This is a genomic window from Clostridium sp. DFI.1.208 (genome assembly GCF_024463855.1).
In the GTDB taxonomy this organism is placed as follows: Bacteria; Bacillota_I; Bacilli_A; order Erysipelotrichales; family Erysipelotrichaceae; genus Clostridium_AQ.
On record NZ_JANGCA010000022.1, the window covers coordinates 22,864 to 40,931 of the forward strand.

The 18,068-nt window shown below is 45.5% G+C and carries 18 protein-coding genes; 15 read left to right on the forward strand and 3 right to left on the reverse strand.

What is annotated here, in order from left to right:
- Positions 1-54 precede the first annotated feature (54 nt).
- From NE665_RS12480 to NE665_RS12490, 3 genes are all read left to right on the forward strand, one after another.
- Positions 55-567, forward strand: coding sequence for an ECF transporter S component (locus NE665_RS12480; protein ID WP_117443439.1), 513 nt, complete (start codon positions 55-57; stop codon positions 565-567).
- A complete protein-coding gene (locus tag NE665_RS12485) occupies positions 564-1,280 on the forward strand; it encodes an amidohydrolase family protein (protein WP_117443438.1) in 717 nt (238 codons plus the stop codon). Before NE665_RS12480 ends, NE665_RS12485 begins: the two co-directional genes overlap by 4 nt.
- 93 nt (positions 1,281-1,373) lie before the next feature.
- Positions 1,374-2,066, forward strand: coding sequence for a response regulator transcription factor (locus NE665_RS12490; protein ID WP_117443437.1), 693 nt, complete (start codon positions 1,374-1,376; stop codon positions 2,064-2,066).
- A 208-nt stretch (positions 2,067-2,274) separates the two neighbouring features.
- On the opposite strand, the gene NE665_RS12495 is transcribed toward NE665_RS12490, so the two are convergent.
- On the reverse strand, positions 2,275-4,290 hold the full coding sequence (locus NE665_RS12495) for a HAMP domain-containing sensor histidine kinase (RefSeq protein WP_256302548.1): 2,016 nt from the start codon (positions 4,288-4,290) through the stop codon (positions 2,275-2,277).
- 489 nt (positions 4,291-4,779) lie between these two features.
- Between NE665_RS12495 and NE665_RS12500 the strand changes: the two genes are divergently transcribed.
- The 12 genes from NE665_RS12500 to NE665_RS12555 all read left to right on the forward strand — a co-directional run bounded on the left by NE665_RS12500 (position 4,780) and on the right by NE665_RS12555 (position 14,060).
- A complete protein-coding gene (locus NE665_RS12500; RefSeq protein WP_117443435.1) occupies positions 4,780-5,949 on the forward strand; it encodes an amidohydrolase in 1,170 nt (389 codons plus the stop codon).
- A gap of 46 nt (positions 5,950-5,995) precedes the next feature.
- Complete coding sequence (locus NE665_RS12505) at positions 5,996-6,304, forward strand: hypothetical protein (protein WP_117443434.1); 309 nt, start codon at positions 5,996-5,998, stop codon at positions 6,302-6,304.
- A 393-nt stretch (positions 6,305-6,697) separates the two neighbouring features.
- On the forward strand, positions 6,698-7,135 hold the full coding sequence (locus NE665_RS12510) for a PTS sugar transporter subunit IIA (protein WP_117443433.1): 438 nt from the start codon (positions 6,698-6,700) through the stop codon (positions 7,133-7,135).
- Positions 7,136-7,148: 13 nt separating this feature from the next.
- Positions 7,149-7,619, forward strand: a complete 471-nt coding sequence (locus tag NE665_RS12515) for a PTS sugar transporter subunit IIB (RefSeq protein ID WP_117443432.1) — start codon at positions 7,149-7,151, stop codon at positions 7,617-7,619.
- Positions 7,620-7,667: 48 nt separating this feature from the next.
- Positions 7,668-8,141 carry a PTS sugar transporter subunit IIB gene (locus NE665_RS12520; protein ID WP_117443431.1) on the forward strand — a complete coding sequence of 158 codons (474 nt, stop codon included), beginning with the start codon at positions 7,668-7,670 and terminating at the stop codon, positions 8,139-8,141.
- A gap of 64 nt (positions 8,142-8,205) precedes the next feature.
- Positions 8,206-8,967, forward strand: coding sequence for a PTS sugar transporter subunit IIC (locus NE665_RS12525; RefSeq protein ID WP_002605817.1), 762 nt, complete (start codon positions 8,206-8,208; stop codon positions 8,965-8,967).
- 2 nt (positions 8,968-8,969) lie between these two features.
- Complete coding sequence (locus NE665_RS12530; protein ID WP_117443430.1) at positions 8,970-9,812, forward strand: PTS system mannose/fructose/sorbose family transporter subunit IID; 843 nt, start codon at positions 8,970-8,972, stop codon at positions 9,810-9,812.
- Between the two features lie 101 nt (positions 9,813-9,913).
- Complete coding sequence (alr, locus tag NE665_RS12535; protein ID WP_233104661.1) at positions 9,914-11,077, forward strand: alanine racemase; 1,164 nt, start codon at positions 9,914-9,916, stop codon at positions 11,075-11,077.
- Complete coding sequence (locus NE665_RS12540) at positions 11,022-11,921, forward strand: YitT family protein (protein WP_117443428.1); 900 nt, start codon at positions 11,022-11,024, stop codon at positions 11,919-11,921. The genes alr and NE665_RS12540 overlap by 56 nt, the downstream gene beginning before the upstream one ends.
- 12 nt (positions 11,922-11,933) lie before the next feature.
- Positions 11,934-12,545 (forward strand): SIS domain-containing protein, encoded by a 612-nt coding sequence (locus tag NE665_RS12545; protein ID WP_117443427.1) that lies wholly within the window; start codon positions 11,934-11,936, stop codon positions 12,543-12,545.
- On the forward strand, positions 12,542-13,429 hold the full coding sequence (gene dapA, locus NE665_RS12550) for a 4-hydroxy-tetrahydrodipicolinate synthase (protein WP_117443426.1): 888 nt from the start codon (positions 12,542-12,544) through the stop codon (positions 13,427-13,429). The genes NE665_RS12545 and dapA overlap by 4 nt, the downstream gene beginning before the upstream one ends.
- Before the next feature lies 1 nt (position 13,430).
- Positions 13,431-14,060 carry a ketohydroxyglutarate aldolase gene (locus NE665_RS12555; protein WP_117443425.1) on the forward strand — a complete coding sequence of 210 codons (630 nt, stop codon included), beginning with the start codon at positions 13,431-13,433 and terminating at the stop codon, positions 14,058-14,060.
- A gap of 359 nt (positions 14,061-14,419) precedes the next feature.
- On the opposite strand, the gene NE665_RS12560 is transcribed toward NE665_RS12555, so the two are convergent.
- Both NE665_RS12560 and dat read right to left on the reverse strand, forming a co-directional pair.
- Positions 14,420-16,846: a PRD domain-containing protein gene (locus tag NE665_RS12560; RefSeq protein WP_118654639.1), complete on the reverse strand. Its 2,427-nt coding sequence runs from the start codon at positions 16,844-16,846 to the stop codon at positions 14,420-14,422.
- A gap of 66 nt (positions 16,847-16,912) precedes the next feature.
- Positions 16,913-17,770, reverse strand: coding sequence for a D-amino-acid transaminase (dat, locus tag NE665_RS12565; RefSeq protein ID WP_117443423.1), 858 nt, complete (start codon positions 17,768-17,770; stop codon positions 16,913-16,915).
- Positions 17,771-18,068: the final 298 nt, after the last annotated feature.

Here is an 18,068-nt window from a genome sequence, read left to right on the forward strand (position 1 = left end):
TAATATACAGTTTAATGGTAGAATGTAACCAATTTCATAGAGAGGAGAGCTTGTATGCAGCATGAAAAGACAAAAGAGCTGGCAATGACGGCACTTATGACAGCTTTGATATTTACCGCAACCTATATTATAAAGATGCCGAATCCGGCAACCGGAGGGTATACGCATATGGGGGATTGTATGATTTTTCTGGGGGTAATGGTTCTGGGAAGAAAGCAGGGAGCGATGGCTGGTGGTCTAGGTGGTGCTTTATCCGATTTACTGAGCGGTGCCGCTGTCTGGGTGCTTCCCACCTTCGTTATAAAATATGCCATGGGCTGGATTATGGGACTTTTGCTGGAGAATTCACGATACAAAAACAGCCTGATGGCAGCGGGAGCGGGAGGAGTTTTTCAAATCGCTGCATATACACTTGTTAAAATACCTCTGACCGGGGTTGTACCAGCGATTGCCTCTGTTCCGAGAATCTGTATGCAGACAATCATCGGACTCATCCTGTTTACTGTGTTATCTGCGATGCTGTCCCGCACGAAGCTGCTTTCGTGCCTTGCGGAGAATCGCGTATGAAGAAAATAGATGCACATGCCCATATTGGAGAAATCGGAGGCTGGGCGAATGTGGCGGCGACTCCAAAACAGCTTCTCGAGCTGATGGATACCTATGAAATCGAGAAAACGGTCATCTGTTCCCAGAATAATGAGGCCGTATACCAGGCATTATGTGAATGGCCGGATCGTTTTCTTGGTGCTGTGTATGTTAATCCGCTGGAGGAAACTTGCACACAGCTGCTGAAGCAGTATCTGGAGAAAGGCTTTCAGGCAGTAAAGCTGAATCCGCTGCGGCATGCCTTTGTGGCGGATGATGTATGCGTGGATCCGGTGATGGAGATGGCCGAGCACTATCATGTACCTGTCTGTATTCACTGCGGACATCCACCCTATTCCCTTCCCTGGAGTATTGCACTGCTCGCAGAGCGCTTTCCCAACGTCAAGGTGATGATGATTCATATGGGGCACGGACACGGTGTGTATATCGATGCAAGCCTGAAAATGGCGCGTCGCTATGCGAATCTGTATCTGGAAATGAGCGGTATGCCGATGCATACGAAAATCAAAGAGGCATACGAGAGTGTCGGTGCAAATCGTATCCTGTTTGGCACAGATGGTCCGTTTCATCATCCGTCCGTGGAAATGCAGAAGGTACTTGTCAGCGGTCTGGATGAAGAAGCACTTCAAAAGATATTCTATGACAATGCCAAAGCCTTTTTCCAAATTTCCTAAATGTTCAAGAAAGCTTCAAGCTTCCGCCTTTACATGTTTTGTCATTCAATTTTCTGATACAATATACAATAAGAATGACATGGAGGATGGATCATGCATAAGATTCTTATCATTGATGATGATAAAGATGTACTGTTTGCTGCAGAGCAATATCTGCGAAAGAACGATGAGGATGTATTTACTGCCACCGGTGGATCACAAGGTCTTCAGATATTGAAGAAGGAATCAATTGACTGTATCGTTCTGGATGTGCTTCTTAAAGGGGAAAGCGGGTTTGATCTGTGTCGGAAAATTCGTAGCTTCAGCTCGGTACCCATCGTGTTTTTGACGAATCTTTCCTCACAGGAGGATTTGAAGAATGGATTTCTGATGGGAGCGGATGATTATATTACCAAACCGTTTTCTCTGGAAGAGCTGTATCTTCGCATACAGGCAAGGATACGACAGTATTACCAGATCCCCTCCAGACAGAAGATTTTGAATTTTTTTCCATTGCAGATCAATCTGGATGCCAGAACCATACAGATCCAGGATCACAGGGTTCCCTTAACTATGTCGGAATTTGATATACTGGTGCTGCTGGCTCAGACGCCGGAGCATGTGTATACGATATCGGAAATCTATCAGCGGGTATGGAAGATGCCGGATATGAATTCCACACATACAGTGCAGGTACATATAGCCAATCTGCGCAAAAAGCTGGAGGAGGCCTGGAGTGATCATATGTTTATTCAGACGGTCTGGGGAAAGGGCTATAAGTTTGTGGAACCACCCGTTTCAGCATAAGAATAAAACCTCGTATTGACGGTCTGCAGATGCAACCGCACGAGGTTTTTTATTTGCTTAATGATAGCGTCATTTATCATGTGAAGCTAGTATAGGTATCTTCTTGTGCTTACATGAAATTCGCTGCTCTTTTCAGCTTCAACAACATTTATATAAGGGGGGCTGTAGTTTGTCATTGCTGAAGAGTCACACATGTCCAGCTTCTGTCCTATGGTTTGACAGATTCTTGAAGGTTGCTGTAGGCAAGAGGAAGCAGGATATGAAAGGCAGAGCCGTGCGCACCGTCAGACTCCACCCAGATGGAGCCGTTATGCTCCGCAAGGATGCTTTTGGTGATGTAAAGACCAAGACCGCGCTCTGTAGAATCATCCCGCAGGGATACGCCCTTGTGAAAAATCTGTTCCTGTCGTTCCGGTGCGATTCCACAGCCGGTATCCTCCATGATGATATGCGCATTGCTGCCCTCTGTGGAAAGGGACAGTGTGATGGTACCGTTCATCTCGGTGAAGGACAGGGCATTGTACAGCAGATTCTCAAGCGAACGTGTCAGCTGCTTCTCATCCGCAAATACAGGACAGGGCTCTTTGTCGAAGAGATACAGGAAATAGATTCCTGCCGCATCACAATCTGCCTTGTTGAAATTATGGAACTGCTTCAGGAGCTGTGTCAGATCAAAAACATGCTTATCCTGACTTTCCTTATCCATGGAGGAGAATTTCTGCAAAACCGTCATTCGATTTTGCAATTCAGTGCTCTTGCGTTCCAGTATTTTTAAATAATCCTCTACCTCATCATCAATCAGGGTATCCTGCATACGAATCAGCTCGATCAGGGACTGCATACTGCTGAGCGGTGCTTTCAGATCATGGGCAAATTCTGCCAGCATGGCCTTTCGCTCACATAACAGTGTGTGCAGCTGCTCTGTTCGCTGCTCCACGGTTTCCTGCAAATGGATGCTCAGGCGTTCGTTTTCCTTTGCCATCTGTTCACTGCGCTGAATCATGAGGGCTGCCAGAGAGAGGACGATGAAAAAAGAGAAATAGTCATTCGGCCATCCGAAGCGCAGCGGCTCAAAGAGATTTGCGCCAAGCAGTGTGTAGAGAATACCGAAAATATAAAAGGTATTCGCTCCCAGAAGCCAAAGCTCCATGCGTCGGTATCGGCTCCCATATAGCGTTGTATACAAAATATAGAGCACACTGATGTATTTAAAGCCGTCTACGATCCAACCATATGCAAGCAGAGCATCCGCATGTTTGCCGAGCATAAACAGGTTGGCAAAGGGCAGAATACACATACTGATGGAAAGCAGACGCATTCCTCTGGTAAGCAGATGTTTTTTCGATAATGGAGAGAGCAGGGTATTGATTTCCAGAATCTTATACATCATAAGAAAATAAGCTGCGTCCATGAAAACATAAAATACAGTCACATGAGAGATTCCCCACATACGGAGAAGCTCTCTGGATGCATACAGAGAAAAGGCAAGGGTAGCTGCCGCAAAGCAGCGGGATACGCTGTCTCTGCGGTTTCTGATCCATAAATTCAGAGAATACAATCCAGTGCTCAGAGAGGAAAATACAAGAAATCCGTAAAATAAGACTTTGCGCAGAATCATGCTCTGTATCCCCTGCGGGGTGGATACTATGCAGGGATAATACATACCGCTGTAATAATGTGTATCGTTTGCCGCAATGACATAAAGGGTATGAGCCTGTTCGGTGGAAAAGGTAATGACGGTATTTTGTATGCGGGCCTTAATGGGCGTTGTTTTCACATTGCCATTGGATGCAACCAGTGTATCATCCAGCCATATTTCCGAAGCGATATCGATTTCAGGGAAGTAGATTGCAAGCGTCTGTCCGCTTTCTGTTGCCGGAATGCTCAGCTGATAGCTGGATACACCATAAGGCGAGCGTGCTGCATCACGCATGGAAAAATCCGGATACTGGCCGAGATAGGTATAGACCCCTTTGGCATCCTGATTGGTCGTGGCATTGCGATAGATATGTGGATAAAACAGCCAGTTATCCACCAGAGAATACAGTGCATTATTCTCCAGCCTCAGCTGACTGCTTAAAAGCTGTCCATTTTTTACCGGAGCCTGTACATTGTGATATTTGTTATCATAGCGATTGATGAAGGAAAGGAAGAATGAGGAGCTTAGGATGATGAGGATAATCATAAAAAAGGGACGTATCCTGCTCATAATCGTAGTTTTCACCGGGAATGCTGTTTCCGGCGGTCCCGTTTGTAAAAGAGAAGCGCCTCATGCGGTGCATATGGTGAATACAGGGTATAGATGTATGGTTTAGGATACGTGCGTAGCTGTTTTTTCATGATAATCATCCTTTTCTTTATTTTAACATTCCTGCGTAATTATACAAATATAAATCGGTTTTTTATGCGTTCGCTGCTTTGGCTTTACGTGTGGAAAGCCATGTTGCACACGGCATGTTTAGCTGGCATTGTGGTATAAAAGCTCCTGCGGAAGCCTTTGCAACGCGAGCGTATAGGGAAAGATACAGTATTGTTTGATGCGCTTGTGCAGAATCACGACTTGCCATTTTTCCATCATACGTTTATAATTCAGAAGGAAAAGAACTCCGATAAGCTTTATCACGCAAGACGGCTTCTTCGCTGTACAGAACAGCCGGAAGCACGTTCGACAGTCGATTAAATGACAGAAAGCAAAAGATTACAGGAGGCAGGTATGCAGATAGATACGTGGATAAAAAAAGAGCAGGAGTCTTTGATTGCACTTCGCCGCTGGTTTCACATGCATCCGGAACCCAGCATGAAGGAATATCAGACAGCCGCAAAAATAGAGGAGGAGCTGACGCGCATTGGCGTTGCGCATCGTCGAATCAGAGAAACCGGTGTTTTTGCCAGCATATGCGGAGAAAAAGGAAGTGGAAGGGTTCTCGTTCTGCGTGCGGATATGGATGCCCTGTCTATGGAGGATCAGCTGGATCAGCCCTATCGCAGTGTGAATCCCGGTTGTGCACATGCCTGCGGTCATGATGCCCATACAGCGGTATTGCTGCATGCGGTGAAGCTGCTGCAGGAGCGAAGACATGAATTCGCCGGTGAAATCCGTTTCTTTTTTCAGCCGGGAGAGGAAATCGGACAGGGGGCGCGTACCTTTATTGAGGAAGGGTGTCTGGATGGGGCAGATCGTATCTATGGAGCCCATATGTGCAGCAGTCTGGATGTGGGAACAATCTCTCTGACACCGGGACCAATCAATGCCAGCTGTGATTATTTCCGTATCATTGTGCAGGGAAAGGGGGCACATGTGTCCACACCGCAGAAGGGCGTTGATGCGCTGTATATCGCATCACAGATTGTGATAAATCTGCAGTCCATCGTATCGCGCTCGCTGTCTCCGCTGGATACCGCGGTTGTTGGAATCGGTACGCTGCATGCCGGTACACAATATAATATTGTGGCGAAGGAGGCGCTGTTGGAGGGGACAACGCGCAGCTTCTCATCCCAGACAAGAGCCTATATCAATCAGCGCGTAGGTGAGATAGCACAGCAGACTGCTGCCTTATACGGTGGGAGTGCTCAGGTGGAATTCCGGGATTATGCGGCACCGCTGATCAATGACGGACAGGTAATTGATGAGATTACACCGCTTGCACAGAAAGTGGTCGGTAAGGATAGGGTGATTCATAATCAGGAGAAAATGATGCAGGCGGATGATTTTGCCGATTATTTAGCACATGTGCCGGGCTGCTATGTGTTTATCGGCTCCAGAAATTCCCAATCGTGTAATACCGGAAGGCCGCATCATCATGCGCAATTTGATATTGATGAGGATGCAATGCTGCTGTCCCTGGCTGTCTTTGTGCAGTATGCATTGCAGTATCTGGCATAAGCTAAGATCATAAGACAACAGAAAATAAGGAAAGAGGGAAGCGTTTATGAATGAAAAAGTGAAGAAGGAACAGCTGCGCAGCTATGCAGAAGGAATTTTGAAGCCGGAGGTTGTGGAGCGAATTGTGTATGTGGAGAGCTTTGCGGATGAAGAGGGCGATAGTGAGGTATGGCTTTTGGAGAGTGATACCGGGAATGAGTACTGGCTGATCGAGGGGACATATCCGGCGAATATCATCCGAAAAAGCGGTATCTACCAGTCTGCCGAACGGGCCTTTGCGGCTTATGTGGAAATGCTGCAGGAAGCACAGGCGGCACAAGAGCTGCCGGATCGGTTTCATCAGAATATGAGGTAGAGATAATACAATAATAGAATGCGACGGGAATTTCCCGTTTTTTTTGTAGTCTTTTACAATTTGAAAAGAAAAATAGTGTAGATTGTTCCCTGTTAAGGCACACACATGAATAAGATACGTGTTCCATCTGTTTTCCTTATGTGTCCTTTCCCGGTTTTATGGTTACACAGTAATTACAGATGATAAAAAGCATACAGAAATAATAGCCCTTTCACGACCACACATTCCTTTTTTGTGTAAAACATGTGCAGTTTGACAGCGGAAAAGGAGATGATTAAACTATGAGTGTAGCAGATGTAATCGCTTTCCTGATCGAACGCTTGCTATCTTGCATCGTGCTATAGAACACATAGGAATATACAAAGTAATTGATTACTTTAGTCAGGAGGAAGCATGGTTGGATTTTTAATTGCAACCCATGGAGGCTTTGCCAGAGGGATTCTTGACAGCATTGAGCTGATTGCGGGAAAACAGGAACGCATTGATACGATTTCCATTCTGCATGAAACCAGCATCGATGTCTTCGGAAAAGAACTTACAGATAAAATCGTACAGCTGGATGATGGTGACGGCGTGGTCGTATTCTGTGATTTGCTGCTGGCAAGTCCCTATAATCAGGCGACAATGAGCTATCGCGCTCTGCAGGGAAAACATGAATACCGGATTATGTCAGGTGCTAATCTGCCGATGATTCTGGAAGCCTTAAGCGGACGTATGCAAGACCTTGATCTTGATGCGATCAGTCATTTGGCACAGAATGCCGGAAAGGAAGGGATTCAGGAGTTTTTTGAAGAATTCGCCAAGGTTTCTAATACCGATATGATTCAGTAAAAGGAGAAGCGTTATGAGCAATATTCTATTGGCACGAATTGATGACAGACTGATCCACGGCCAGGTGATGACATCCTGGGTACGCTTTGTAAAATCAAAAAATATTTTGATTATCGATGATGAAACCTATCACGACACCTTCATCCGCTCCTTTATCACCATGGTGGTACCAAGAGGAATTCAGATACAGGTGCTGGATACAAAAGCAGGTATTGCATATTTACGAGATTATGACGGTGCCGGGCTTGTCCTACTGGCAAAGTATCCGCAAACCTTTTATCTGTTGCTGGAGGGAGGCATCGAGCTTCATGAAATCATCATCGGCGGTATGGGGGCACGGGAAAACCGAAAGGTACTATACAAGAATATATGTGCATCGGATGAAGAACTGGATGTATTAAAAAAACTGTATCACAGCGGTATATCGGTGAAAATACAAATCGTTCCGGAAGAAAAAGGGATTCCTCTGGAAACGCTGCTGTAGGTCAATCGTGGGAATGGAAGAATTCGCACAACGTAAAGGAGAAGAATTATGAAACAGATTGTATTTGCAAGAATTGATGACCGTCTGATTCACGGACAGGTCATGACTGCCTGGCTGAAGCAGTGCGATGCCAATGAGGTTGTTATTATCGACAACGAGCTTTGCAAGGATACCTTTGTGGTCATGATGATGAAATCACTGATACCATCAACCATTTCCCTGAAGGTATTCAATGATACAGATGCTGCAGCCTATCTAAAGGCAGATGAAAAAGGGGAGAAAATTCTGATTCTGGTCAAAACACCGCAGGCAATTCTGACATTGCTGAACAATGGCGTAAAGCTGCAATATCTCAATGTCGGCGGCATGGGGATGAAGGCCGGAAGAAGCAAGCTTTATAAAAATATTGCCGCTTCTGATGAGGAACGTGAGGTTTTTCGAGAGCTGCGGAAGATGGAGCTGCTGATGAAGGTACAGGTCGTACCTACGGAAAAGGCTGAGGATTTAGGGAAATATCTTTAATACAATAGATTATTTGAAACGAAAGGAGAAACGGCTGTATAGCTAACAGCCGTAAGGAATACGTATGCATATAAATGTAATTCAGGCGATTCTGATTGGGTTTTTATACTTCCTGTGTCAGAGTGGTACGCCATGGCTGACAGCATTCATGGGGAATTATGTCCGTCAGCCGCTGGTAAACGGGGCGATTGTGGGTTTGATCATGGGGGATCCTGTGCAGGGCTTGATCATCGGTTCTGCTATCAATCTTCCATTTATCGGTGTGATTATGGTCGGCAGTACGATGCCGACTGACTCTGCGCTTGCAGGAATCGTGGGGACAGCGCTGGCTCTTGCCAGTGGTGCATCTCCGGAGGTCGCGGTATCCATGGCGGTACCGATCGGTCTTTTGGGTAATCTGCTTTGGACGGTACACATGACGAAAAACTGTATCTTTGTTCATATGATGGATAAGGCAGCGGAAACCGGCGATGTGAAACGGATGAATTTCCTGCATGTATGGCCGCCACAGATTACGACTGCGTTTTTGATGACCATTCCGGTGGCGCTGGTCGTATACTTTGGTGCAGATGTTGCAAAAACAGCAATTGATTCATTATCCGGTATGCCGCTTCATATGCTGGAGGTCATCGGCGGTGTGCTGCCTGCTGTTGGTATTGGTATGACACTGCGTATGCTGATGTCAAAAAAATCGGTTATTCTATTCTTTCTGCTGGGTTTCCTGATGGTGACCTATCAGGGATTCTCAATGATCGTTGTAGCATTATTTGCAATCATCATTGCCTATTTCTATACGGATCTATCTTCAAAAAGGACAGGTGAATAATCATGGAAGAAACAAGGAATGAAGTAAAACAGGAAAAGAGAATTACCAATAAAGACCTCATGAAGGTCTGGTGGAGATGGGTGTTTTTTCAGGAAGCGAGTGTCAGCTATGAGCGGCTGCAGGCTCCCGGATTCTTCTATGCCATATCTCCGGTGCTGGTGAAGCTGTATGGGGATAATCCGGAGGAGCTGACAGCAGCCTGTAAGCGGCATATGCAATTTTATAACTCTGAGCCTTATTGCGGTCTTGCAATTCATGGTATCACACTGGCGCTGGAGGAGGAGCGTGCCAATGGAGCACCTATCAGCGATGAAGCAATCAACTCTTTAAAAACAGGTCTGATGGGACCGCTGGCAGGTTTGGGAGATTCCGTTCGTGCCGGTACCATTGCGCCAATCGTTACTGCCTTTTGTATCAGTATCGGTCAGACAGGTAATTTGATTGCGCCTTTCCTTTTGGAGGGTATTCTGGTAGCGATTGTTTGGCCGTTTGCCATCTGGCTCCTGAAGAAATCCTATCATACAGGAAAAGAAGGTATTCAGGAAATTTTCTCCAGTGGCAAGTTGAACTGGATAACAACAATGACCTCCACACTGGGTGGAATTACACTTGGGGCACTGGCTGCCAGCTATGTTACGCTGACCTCACCGCTTGAATTTGTTCTGGGGAAGGGAAGCAAGATTGCCTTGCAGGCGGATGTGCTGGATGTAATATTGAAAAACATACTGCCATTGAGTATGGTTCTGCTCTCTGTTTATCTCCTTAACAAAAAGGTATCCGCAGTAAAAATCATACTGATTCTGGCTGCTATATGTGCGCTCGGTGTACTGATCGGAATATTCTAATGTAATTTGGGTCTATGCACAGCATCGATCCATTTTTTCAAAAAGGCGAAGGAAAGGAGAGGTATGAGGCATTTCTAACATGCTTCATACGTGAACGATATATGAAGGTATTACCTTATCGCACCTATGCAGAGGTGAATCTGCAACAGCTGAAAGAAAATACAAGAAAAGTAAGAGCTTTGCTTTCAAAGGATACCAAACTGTTAGCTGTGCTGAAGGCAGATGGCTATGGACATGGAGCAGTCCGTATCGCAAAAGCCATTGAGGATATGAGTGACTGGTTTGCAGTGGCATCCTTTTACGAGGCAAGAGAGCTGCGTGATCAGGGTATTACGATTCCCATTCTGGTATTCGGCTTTCTTGATGACAGCAATATAGAGGAGGCAGTACAGAAGAATATTACCTGCAGTGCGCTGTCCTATTCATACGCCCTGCATATCGCAGAGTTGTGTGAACAGAAAAGGCTTCGCCTATCCATGCATATCAAGCTGGATACCGGCTTTCACCGTCTGGGGATTGCATGCGAGGAGGAGCGTATCGCAGAGGCCTACAAAGAAGTGCGGACGTTATATGAGCTTCCGCAGCTTCAGATTACCGGCATTTACACACACTTTTCCACAGCAGGCAGCAAAGCATTACAGGATGAAGCCTTTCTTGCTCGGCAGTATCGGCTGTTCTGTGATATGCTGCACCGTCTTGAAGAAGATCAGATAGATCCCGGTATTCGTCACTGCTGCAATTCCAAGGCAACACTCACCAATCCGGAAATGCATCTGGATATGGTACGGGTGGGGCTGTATCTGTATGGACTGGGATCGGATGCGGATATCGAATATCTGAAGCTGGAACCGATTGTTAACTGGAAAGCACGCATCTATGCAATACGTGATGTCAAGCAGGGAGAGGGGATTGGCTACAGCAGAACCTTCATCACGCCAAAGCCAATGCGCATCGCTGTTGTATCTCTGGGCTTTGCGGACGGATATTCCCGGTGTCTGTATGCATCGGATCAGGTGTATGTACTGGTACACGGCAGACGCACACGTATTCTTGGTAAAATTTGCATGGATGTTATGATGATTGATATCACTGATATCCCGGATGTTAGGGTAAATGATACCGTTACCGTGCTGGGCAGTGAGGGAACCCAGCGCATCAGCGCCAATTTGCTTGGCCGGGAAACCGGTGGAACGGCAGTGGAGGTCACCTGTGGAATGGGAAAACGCGTTCAGCGGGTTTATGTACATGACGAAGGAAACTGTTAAGGATATCCTGCAGGTTTTGCTTGGCTCTGTATTGTTTGCAATATCGCTGAATATGTTTCTGATACCGGTACAGGTATATAGTGCCGGTTTCATGGGGATAGCTCAGCTGCTCAGAGATTTCGTAACGGTATGCAGCGGTATGCAGTTTCCCTTCGATATCGCAGGAATCATCAATTTTCTTTTAAATATTCTCATTTTTTTGTTTGCCTTTCATTATGTATCCAGGCGCTTTGCCGTAATGACGCTGCTGACGATTGCTGTGCAGAGCCTGATGCTATCTTTGATACCCGTACAGCGTGAGCTGCTCCTGCAGGATCCGCTGGTTGCTGTCATTGTTGGCTCACTCTTATGTGCGATTGGTACAGTGATGACCTTTAATGGAAAGGGAAGTGGAGGAGGCATAGATGTGATTGGTATTTATCTTTCCCAGAGCAATAAGGGAAGCGTTGGCAGTATTTATATGCTGGTGAATACATCCGTCTATCTGCTATGTTTACTATTTTATGATTTTCAAACAGCTGTGTATTCTATGATCAGCTCTACACTGCTGTCGTTTGCCGTGGATCGTATCCATAAAAGAAATATCGAGGTTGAGCTGATGATTTTTACAGAGAACAGTGCTCTTTTGCGTCAGCGTCTGCTTGCTTACAGTGAGCGCGGAATCACTTGCTGGAACGGCTTTGGTGCATATACAAAGGCCGAGAAGGAAATCCTTCTCAGTGTCGTGACAAGGGATCAGATGCAGAATATGGTGAAACTGATTCAGACAACCGACCCGGAAGCGTTTGTCATCGTCAGCTCACAAATTCAGGTGTATGGAAACTTTCGGAAACAGATTGTATAAAAAGGAGGAAGTATGGAGCATACAAAAGAAATACAAAGCTTTATGCGGCTTGCGGAGGCGCAGCTGCACGAGGCGGTGAAAGCATATGATATGAAGCAGCTGGAAATGGCTGGCGATCTCATTCAGGAAGCGGAACAGAAAGGCTGTCGTATTCATGTGACGGGAATCGGAAAGCCTGCGCATCTTGCAGGCTATGCTGCATCTCTGCTCTCGTCAACCGGTACACCGGCTTATTTTCTGGATGGGACAGAGGCGGTTCATGGAAGTGCCGGTCAGGTGGCCGAGCAGGATGTGGTCATCGTTATCAGCAATTCCGGGAATACTGCGGAACTGAAGCAGACGGTAACGACGCTGAAGCAAAATCGTGCCGTTATCATTGCAGTCTGTGGAAATGCAGATTCCTGGCTGTATGCAAACAGTGATGCGCAGTTGTATGCTCATGTGGAGCAGGAGGGCGATTGTCTTAATAAACCGCCGAGAGCCAGTATTTTGGTGGAGCTGCTTGTGCTGCAGAGCCTCAGCGTTCTGCTGCAATATCGCAAAAATATCACAGGAAAAGATTATTTAAAATGGCATCCGGGAGGAAGTCTTGGTGAACGCACACGAAGGGAGGAACAGCAATGACAGTCAAAGGAATGATAACTGCAATGATTACACCGATGAAAAATGGCTGTATTGATGAGGAAGCGGTACGCAGACTGGTGGAACGTCTCATTCAAAAGGGGGTTGATGGAATATTTATATTGGGGACAAACGGTGAATTTCATGTTTTAAGCAGAGAAGAGAAAGTAAAGCTAGCCGCAATGGTGGTAGAATATGCTGATCACAGAATTCCTGTGTATGCAGGAAGCGGCGGTAATTCCACACAGGAGGTTATCGAGCTGTCACAGGCTTTGCAACGAACGGGTATTACTGCACTCAGTGTAATTACACCGTTTCTTGTACCGCTGAAACAGCAGGAGCTTTTACAGCATTATGAAGCGGTCGCAGATGCTGTTGACATACCGATTATACTTTATAATATTCCTAAAAATACAGGAAACAATATCGAACCGCAAACGGTGGCAGCACTTGCTGGTCATGATAACATTGTCGGCATTAAGGACAGCAGTGGAAATATTGAACAGATAAGACAGTATATAGAGCGAACAAGGGGGATGGAGTTTGCCGTCCTGAGTGGGAGTGATTCCCTGATACTTAAGGCGTTGAAGCTGGGGGCAAAGGGGGCAGTGGCAGCTACCAGTAATCTGCTAACCGATATTGATGTGGCTATCGTTAGATATTTTGAACAGGGAAAGCTGGCAGAGGCGCAGATGATGCAGGAAAAAATTGAGCCTTTGCGTAAGGCGTTGAAGCTGGGGAGTATACCGTCAGTATTAAAGGCTGCTATGAATATGGCTGGAATAGCGGCTGGAGAATGCAGAAAGCCAATCATCATGCCGGATGAGGCTGTATTGGCTGAAATTCGGGCAATGCTGCAGCACTATGCGCAGGAAGGAGAATTGTAACATGTTTAAAGCAGATATCGTGAACCGTATGGAGGCATGCGGTGCTATGGCAATCGTTCGTACGGAGTCCATTGAACGTGGAAAGGAAATTGCAAGAGGCTGTTTGCAGGGTGGTGTTGATGTGATGGAGATCAGCTATACACTCCCCAATGCAGGAGATGTCATTGCGGCACTGAATCATGAATTTGGAAAGACTATGCTGGTCGGAGCCGGAACGGTGCTGGATGCGGAAACCTGCCGTATGGCGATTCTGGCAGGAGCGAAATTCGTCATTGCTCCGAATTTCAGCAGGGAGGTTGCGCGTATGTGCAATCGCTATCAGATCCCATATGCACCAGGCTGTACGACCATTACAGAGATGCTGGAGGCGTTGGAGGTTGGAGCCTCCTATATCAAGGCCTTTCCAATTTCCAATTTCTATGGGCCGCAGCTTGCAAAAATTATTCAAACACCGATTCCGGAAATGCCGTTAATGGCAAGTGGAGGTGCCAGTCTTGATAATTTAGAGGAATGGCTGGAAAACGGGATTTCCTGTGTAGGCTTCGGCGGCTTGCTTACGAAAGGGACGCAGGCGGAAATCGCAAGGAATGCAGCGGAAATACGCCGCATCATCGATACTTATAGAAAATGATAACAGGGTGCACAGATGCATCCTGTTTTTCACGCAGTATCTGTGTTTGACAATGCTGCAGTGATTACGAAGGTATGCTGCCTATACGGTGTTAAGGTAAAGAATTAAGCAAGAGCAGTCTGCATGATCTGCAATAAGGGAGAACTTATCATAATATTGGAAGTTATAGAAAACATATTTAAAACATGATGATAGGAAAAGGGATGGGAGATAAAAGGCTGATCTTTTTAGGATCAGCCTTTTTACAAGGGGCTTATTAGGAATTGCCTTAATAATATGATTTATCTGTAAATGATAACAGCGCTATCAGAACAATAAGCGCAATCGGTATCAGAGGGTTATGATAACTTTAGCTGGAATCAGTCCATGTCTGTCCTACATTCCTCCTGTTCACAGCCATCGATAAGATCAACAAAAATTTCAGAAAGTCGTGCAATTTCGCTGGATGGAATGCTGATGCCGAATACATCATTCACCAGCTCCATGTTACGGTCAATGGAAGAATAAACCTCACGGTTTGTGGAAATGATACTGTTTGTATTTTTATAGATCAATGGTTCTCTACGAATTACACGCTCAATCATAAATGCACTGTGAAAAATAAAACGAATTGAGATTTCATCGGTATAATTTAGTCCAAGATCCTCATAAATCTGCATCAATACCCGAAACAATGCCATTGTGGCTTTCTTTGGATTCAGGAATACAAGAGATTCCGATAGGATTTTATCCGCTACATCATCCAGCGTTTTCTGTATCTCAATACCAAAGCCTGCCGAATCGCTCTGTGGTATCTGCAGCGCAGTTCCATAGTCATAATTCCGTATATCTTCCAGCTGTGTTGCTGGATTGTTCACCATATTCATCACCTGAATCAAAAGCGGAAGCGAGGTTGGCGAAAGCGTCACCGTTTCAATGTCTGTACTGCTGCGAATTTCGGAATCAAAATCAAGCAGTGGATTGAAATCGGTAATAATAACAACACCGCTTCCCTCATCAATTTCCCTTACCTTATCCACAACAATACTGAGAAAGGCTGTCAGATTTCTTGTGGATGCGGTTCCTGTTTCATCGATGTATTGGCATTTCACCTGGTACTTCATAGTATTTACATGAGTGGCATATTTTTCAGCGATTCCCTCACCCTGGCAGGCAACCAAAACAGCGATGCTGCCCTTTTTGTGATATTCTCTGGAATACAGCAGATAACAATACATGAACAGCTGCTCCATATCCGGAAGCTTTCTGTCAAAGGTTTGCTTCAGTGCTTCACATATATCCTCACAAAGCAAGCGTATCGCAGTATCCTGCATATCCACATCAGGGAGGAATGCGGCGGAATAGGCGTGATGCTTCAATATGGAAAATAGATTGTTCATACGTATGCACAGCTTATCCAGCTGCTTTTCCTGTATTATGAAGGCATGTTTATCCAAAACCTGCTGGATGCAGTCCCGTATCTTCTGCAAGGATAGCGAATACAGCTGATTGATTTCCAGCTTTGCGGCATTGCGCAGCTCCTGCTTACAGTATTCGGACAGTCTTGGTTCCCGGTGTGTGAATACCTGCAGGATACCATCCTCCTGAATACAGCTGTGCAGCAGCTTTTGTAGGGGAATGCATTCTGTCTCCGGGATCAGAAAGTGATTTTTTTCCTGTAGTGTGGAGGTGATGCTTTCTATGATGGGAAGTATATCGGATACATTGCGGATACTGGCAAGCAGTTCATCTGAAAGATGCTGATAATCAATGGTGATAAAGGTTTCCTTATGATGTGAGGACTGTATGTATGCATAGGAAAGGGCATGTCGCAGCTCCTGCATCAGATTCTGTAGATTCCCGGGATAGCACGCTGTCGCAAAGCAATTTAGAATGGAGGAGGATAGAGAAATCGTTTTACCGATTGCATCCGCTTCATTTTGCATGAAATATAACACAAACTCATATTTTTCCTTCAATGTTCTGCTATTCAAATCAGGGAGCTTATATACCTTCTGAAACAGCTTTTGCAGCTGCAGAAAGCGTTCATTCATTGCAGTCACGGCAAGAAATAGCAGATTCAGCTCATTGTTCTCTGCCATTCGCTGATAAAAGCGGAGCAAGGTTTCCATCGTCGTAATGCTTGCAGGAAATTCCGTGAGAGCATCCAGGTTTTCAAACAGGATGATGTTGTTTTTTTCCTGATCAAGGCTTGTATCGATTCGCTGCATAATATCAGAAATTGTCAGCTTGCCCAACGCGATTGCTGCGCAGTCAATATGAAGTAGCTGTTCTGTTTCGATTTTCAGATATTGCAGGATACAGCGTAATAGATGATGCTTTCCAGTTTTATGCGGACCACAGATCATGATGGAGCGCATGGTCTGCGGATAGGTGAGAAATACCTTGATATCCTCTATGATGGGGTACATGCTCTCTCGGATGGAATGCCCGATGCAGCTGGTGAACGCTTCCTGCGCTGTTTCCTGAGAAAGTGCAAGCGAATGCTCCAAATAAGCGGCAAGCTCTTCATTTTTAGGAATGAGCGCAGGTATATAGGAATTGGGATAGCGCTTCAGTAGTGTTTTACGGTGCAGATAAAAGGTGGGGCGTCCCTGTATTTTAATCAGAACATTCTCGCGCCACAGATCATTCAGCATACGACTGACATTGGCACGGTCAAGATTCAGATCGAGACTGATGGTAAAGGCGTCGGTATTGATACCAGTATATTCTTTATTCGCAATAGCGATGGATGTGATTTCTGCGATATGCTGCAGCAGCTGACTTCTTCTTGATTTTTTCATAAACCCTCCTGATGGAAAAAAGGAAGAAACATTGTTTCGTTTCTTCCCCGTAGTGATTACATTCTCTTACAGTTTACCACATTTCTCTTCAATTAGGGATTTGTAGAGCATTTGGATGTTTTTGGTTATTTCACCACGGACACCATTCCCGATCATGATATCATTGACTTTGATAACAGGAACAATTTCACTGTTGGTGTCTGTTACCATGACCTCATCCGCATGCAGCAGTTCTTCCTCACTAAATTCCTTTTCCCATATCGGAATATTGTGTTGATGAAGAAGCTCGATGATCAGCTTTTTCGTGATACCCGGAAGAATTTTCCCACCATTGGGATGCGTAAGGACTACGCCATCCTTTACGATGAAAATATTGCCGGACTTTTCCTCTGTAACGATATTGTCACGCACCATGATTGCCTTGCTGACACCTTTTTTCTGTGCCGCATGCTTGGCCAGACAGTTTGGTAGCAGATTCAGTGACTTCACATTACACATGAGAGAACGGCGATCCTCCACTGTTATTGCATCGGCCCCCTTGACCATCTTTTCTTCACTGCGCGTACTGCTTTGCGCAAAGCCGCAGAATACCGGCTGCTGTTCCTCGTACATGAGGAATCCATGATTGCGCAGCGTTCCATCTCCACGGGTTACCTGCAGGTAAATATACCCGTTTTCAATGTGATTCTGTTCTACAAGTCCTCTACAGAATGTAGCGATTTCATCCTTTGTATGCCGTAAATTCAATTCGATAAAGGCAGCACTGTTTATCAATCTGTCGATATGCTCGTCCAGTGCAAATAACACACCATTGTAAACATGCGTAACCTCGTAGATGCCATCACCAAACTGATACCCGCGATCATGCAGATCGATGTGGATATCCTCCTTGTCTACAAAGGAACCCTTCCATAAATATTTCATGTTGCTTCACTATCAGATATATAAGGAATATCTGTACTCCTTTCTACCACAGATAATAAAACGCTTGATCGAACGTGATTGCTATCTCACGTGCATATCATAAAACAAGCGAGAGCGATTGTCAAAATGACGGAGGAATACACAGTGGATATGAGTGTGCAGCAGAATAGGAGAAAGGAAAAGGTGAAAACAGGGGGATTCGCTAAAGTGTGTATGTGGAAAGGCAGTAATGTACACAGAAGAATCCTGCCGAGATAAACGTACAGGGTTCGGTGTGATGTTTTCTTATAGAAACTAC

Coding starts and splice junctions, on each gene's coding strand:
- NE665_RS12480 (WP_117443439.1), top strand. CDS start 55: ATGCAGCATGAAAAGACAAAAGAGCTGGCAATGACGGCACTTATGACA.
- NE665_RS12485 (WP_117443438.1), top strand. CDS start 564: ATGAAGAAAATAGATGCACATGCCCATATTGGAGAAATCGGAGGCTGG.
- NE665_RS12490 (WP_117443437.1), top strand. CDS start 1,374: ATGCATAAGATTCTTATCATTGATGATGATAAAGATGTACTGTTTGCT.
- NE665_RS12500 (WP_117443435.1), top strand. CDS start 4,780: ATGCAGATAGATACGTGGATAAAAAAAGAGCAGGAGTCTTTGATTGCA.
- NE665_RS12505 (WP_117443434.1), top strand. CDS start 5,996: ATGAATGAAAAAGTGAAGAAGGAACAGCTGCGCAGCTATGCAGAAGGA.
- NE665_RS12510 (WP_117443433.1), top strand. CDS start 6,698: ATGGTTGGATTTTTAATTGCAACCCATGGAGGCTTTGCCAGAGGGATT.
- NE665_RS12515 (WP_117443432.1), top strand. CDS start 7,149: ATGAGCAATATTCTATTGGCACGAATTGATGACAGACTGATCCACGGC.
- NE665_RS12520 (WP_117443431.1), top strand. CDS start 7,668: ATGAAACAGATTGTATTTGCAAGAATTGATGACCGTCTGATTCACGGA.
- NE665_RS12525 (WP_002605817.1), top strand. CDS start 8,206: ATGCATATAAATGTAATTCAGGCGATTCTGATTGGGTTTTTATACTTC.
- NE665_RS12530 (WP_117443430.1), top strand. CDS start 8,970: ATGGAAGAAACAAGGAATGAAGTAAAACAGGAAAAGAGAATTACCAAT.
- alr (WP_233104661.1), top strand. CDS start 9,914: ATGAAGGTATTACCTTATCGCACCTATGCAGAGGTGAATCTGCAACAG.
- NE665_RS12545 (WP_117443427.1), top strand. CDS start 11,934: ATGGAGCATACAAAAGAAATACAAAGCTTTATGCGGCTTGCGGAGGCG.
- dapA (WP_117443426.1), top strand. CDS start 12,542: ATGACAGTCAAAGGAATGATAACTGCAATGATTACACCGATGAAAAAT.
- NE665_RS12555 (WP_117443425.1), top strand. CDS start 13,431: ATGTTTAAAGCAGATATCGTGAACCGTATGGAGGCATGCGGTGCTATG.
- NE665_RS12560 (WP_118654639.1), bottom strand. CDS start 16,846: ATGAAAAAATCAAGAAGAAGTCAGCTGCTGCAGCATATCGCAGAAATC.
- dat (WP_117443423.1), bottom strand. CDS start 17,770: ATGAAATATTTATGGAAGGGTTCCTTTGTAGACAAGGAGGATATCCAC.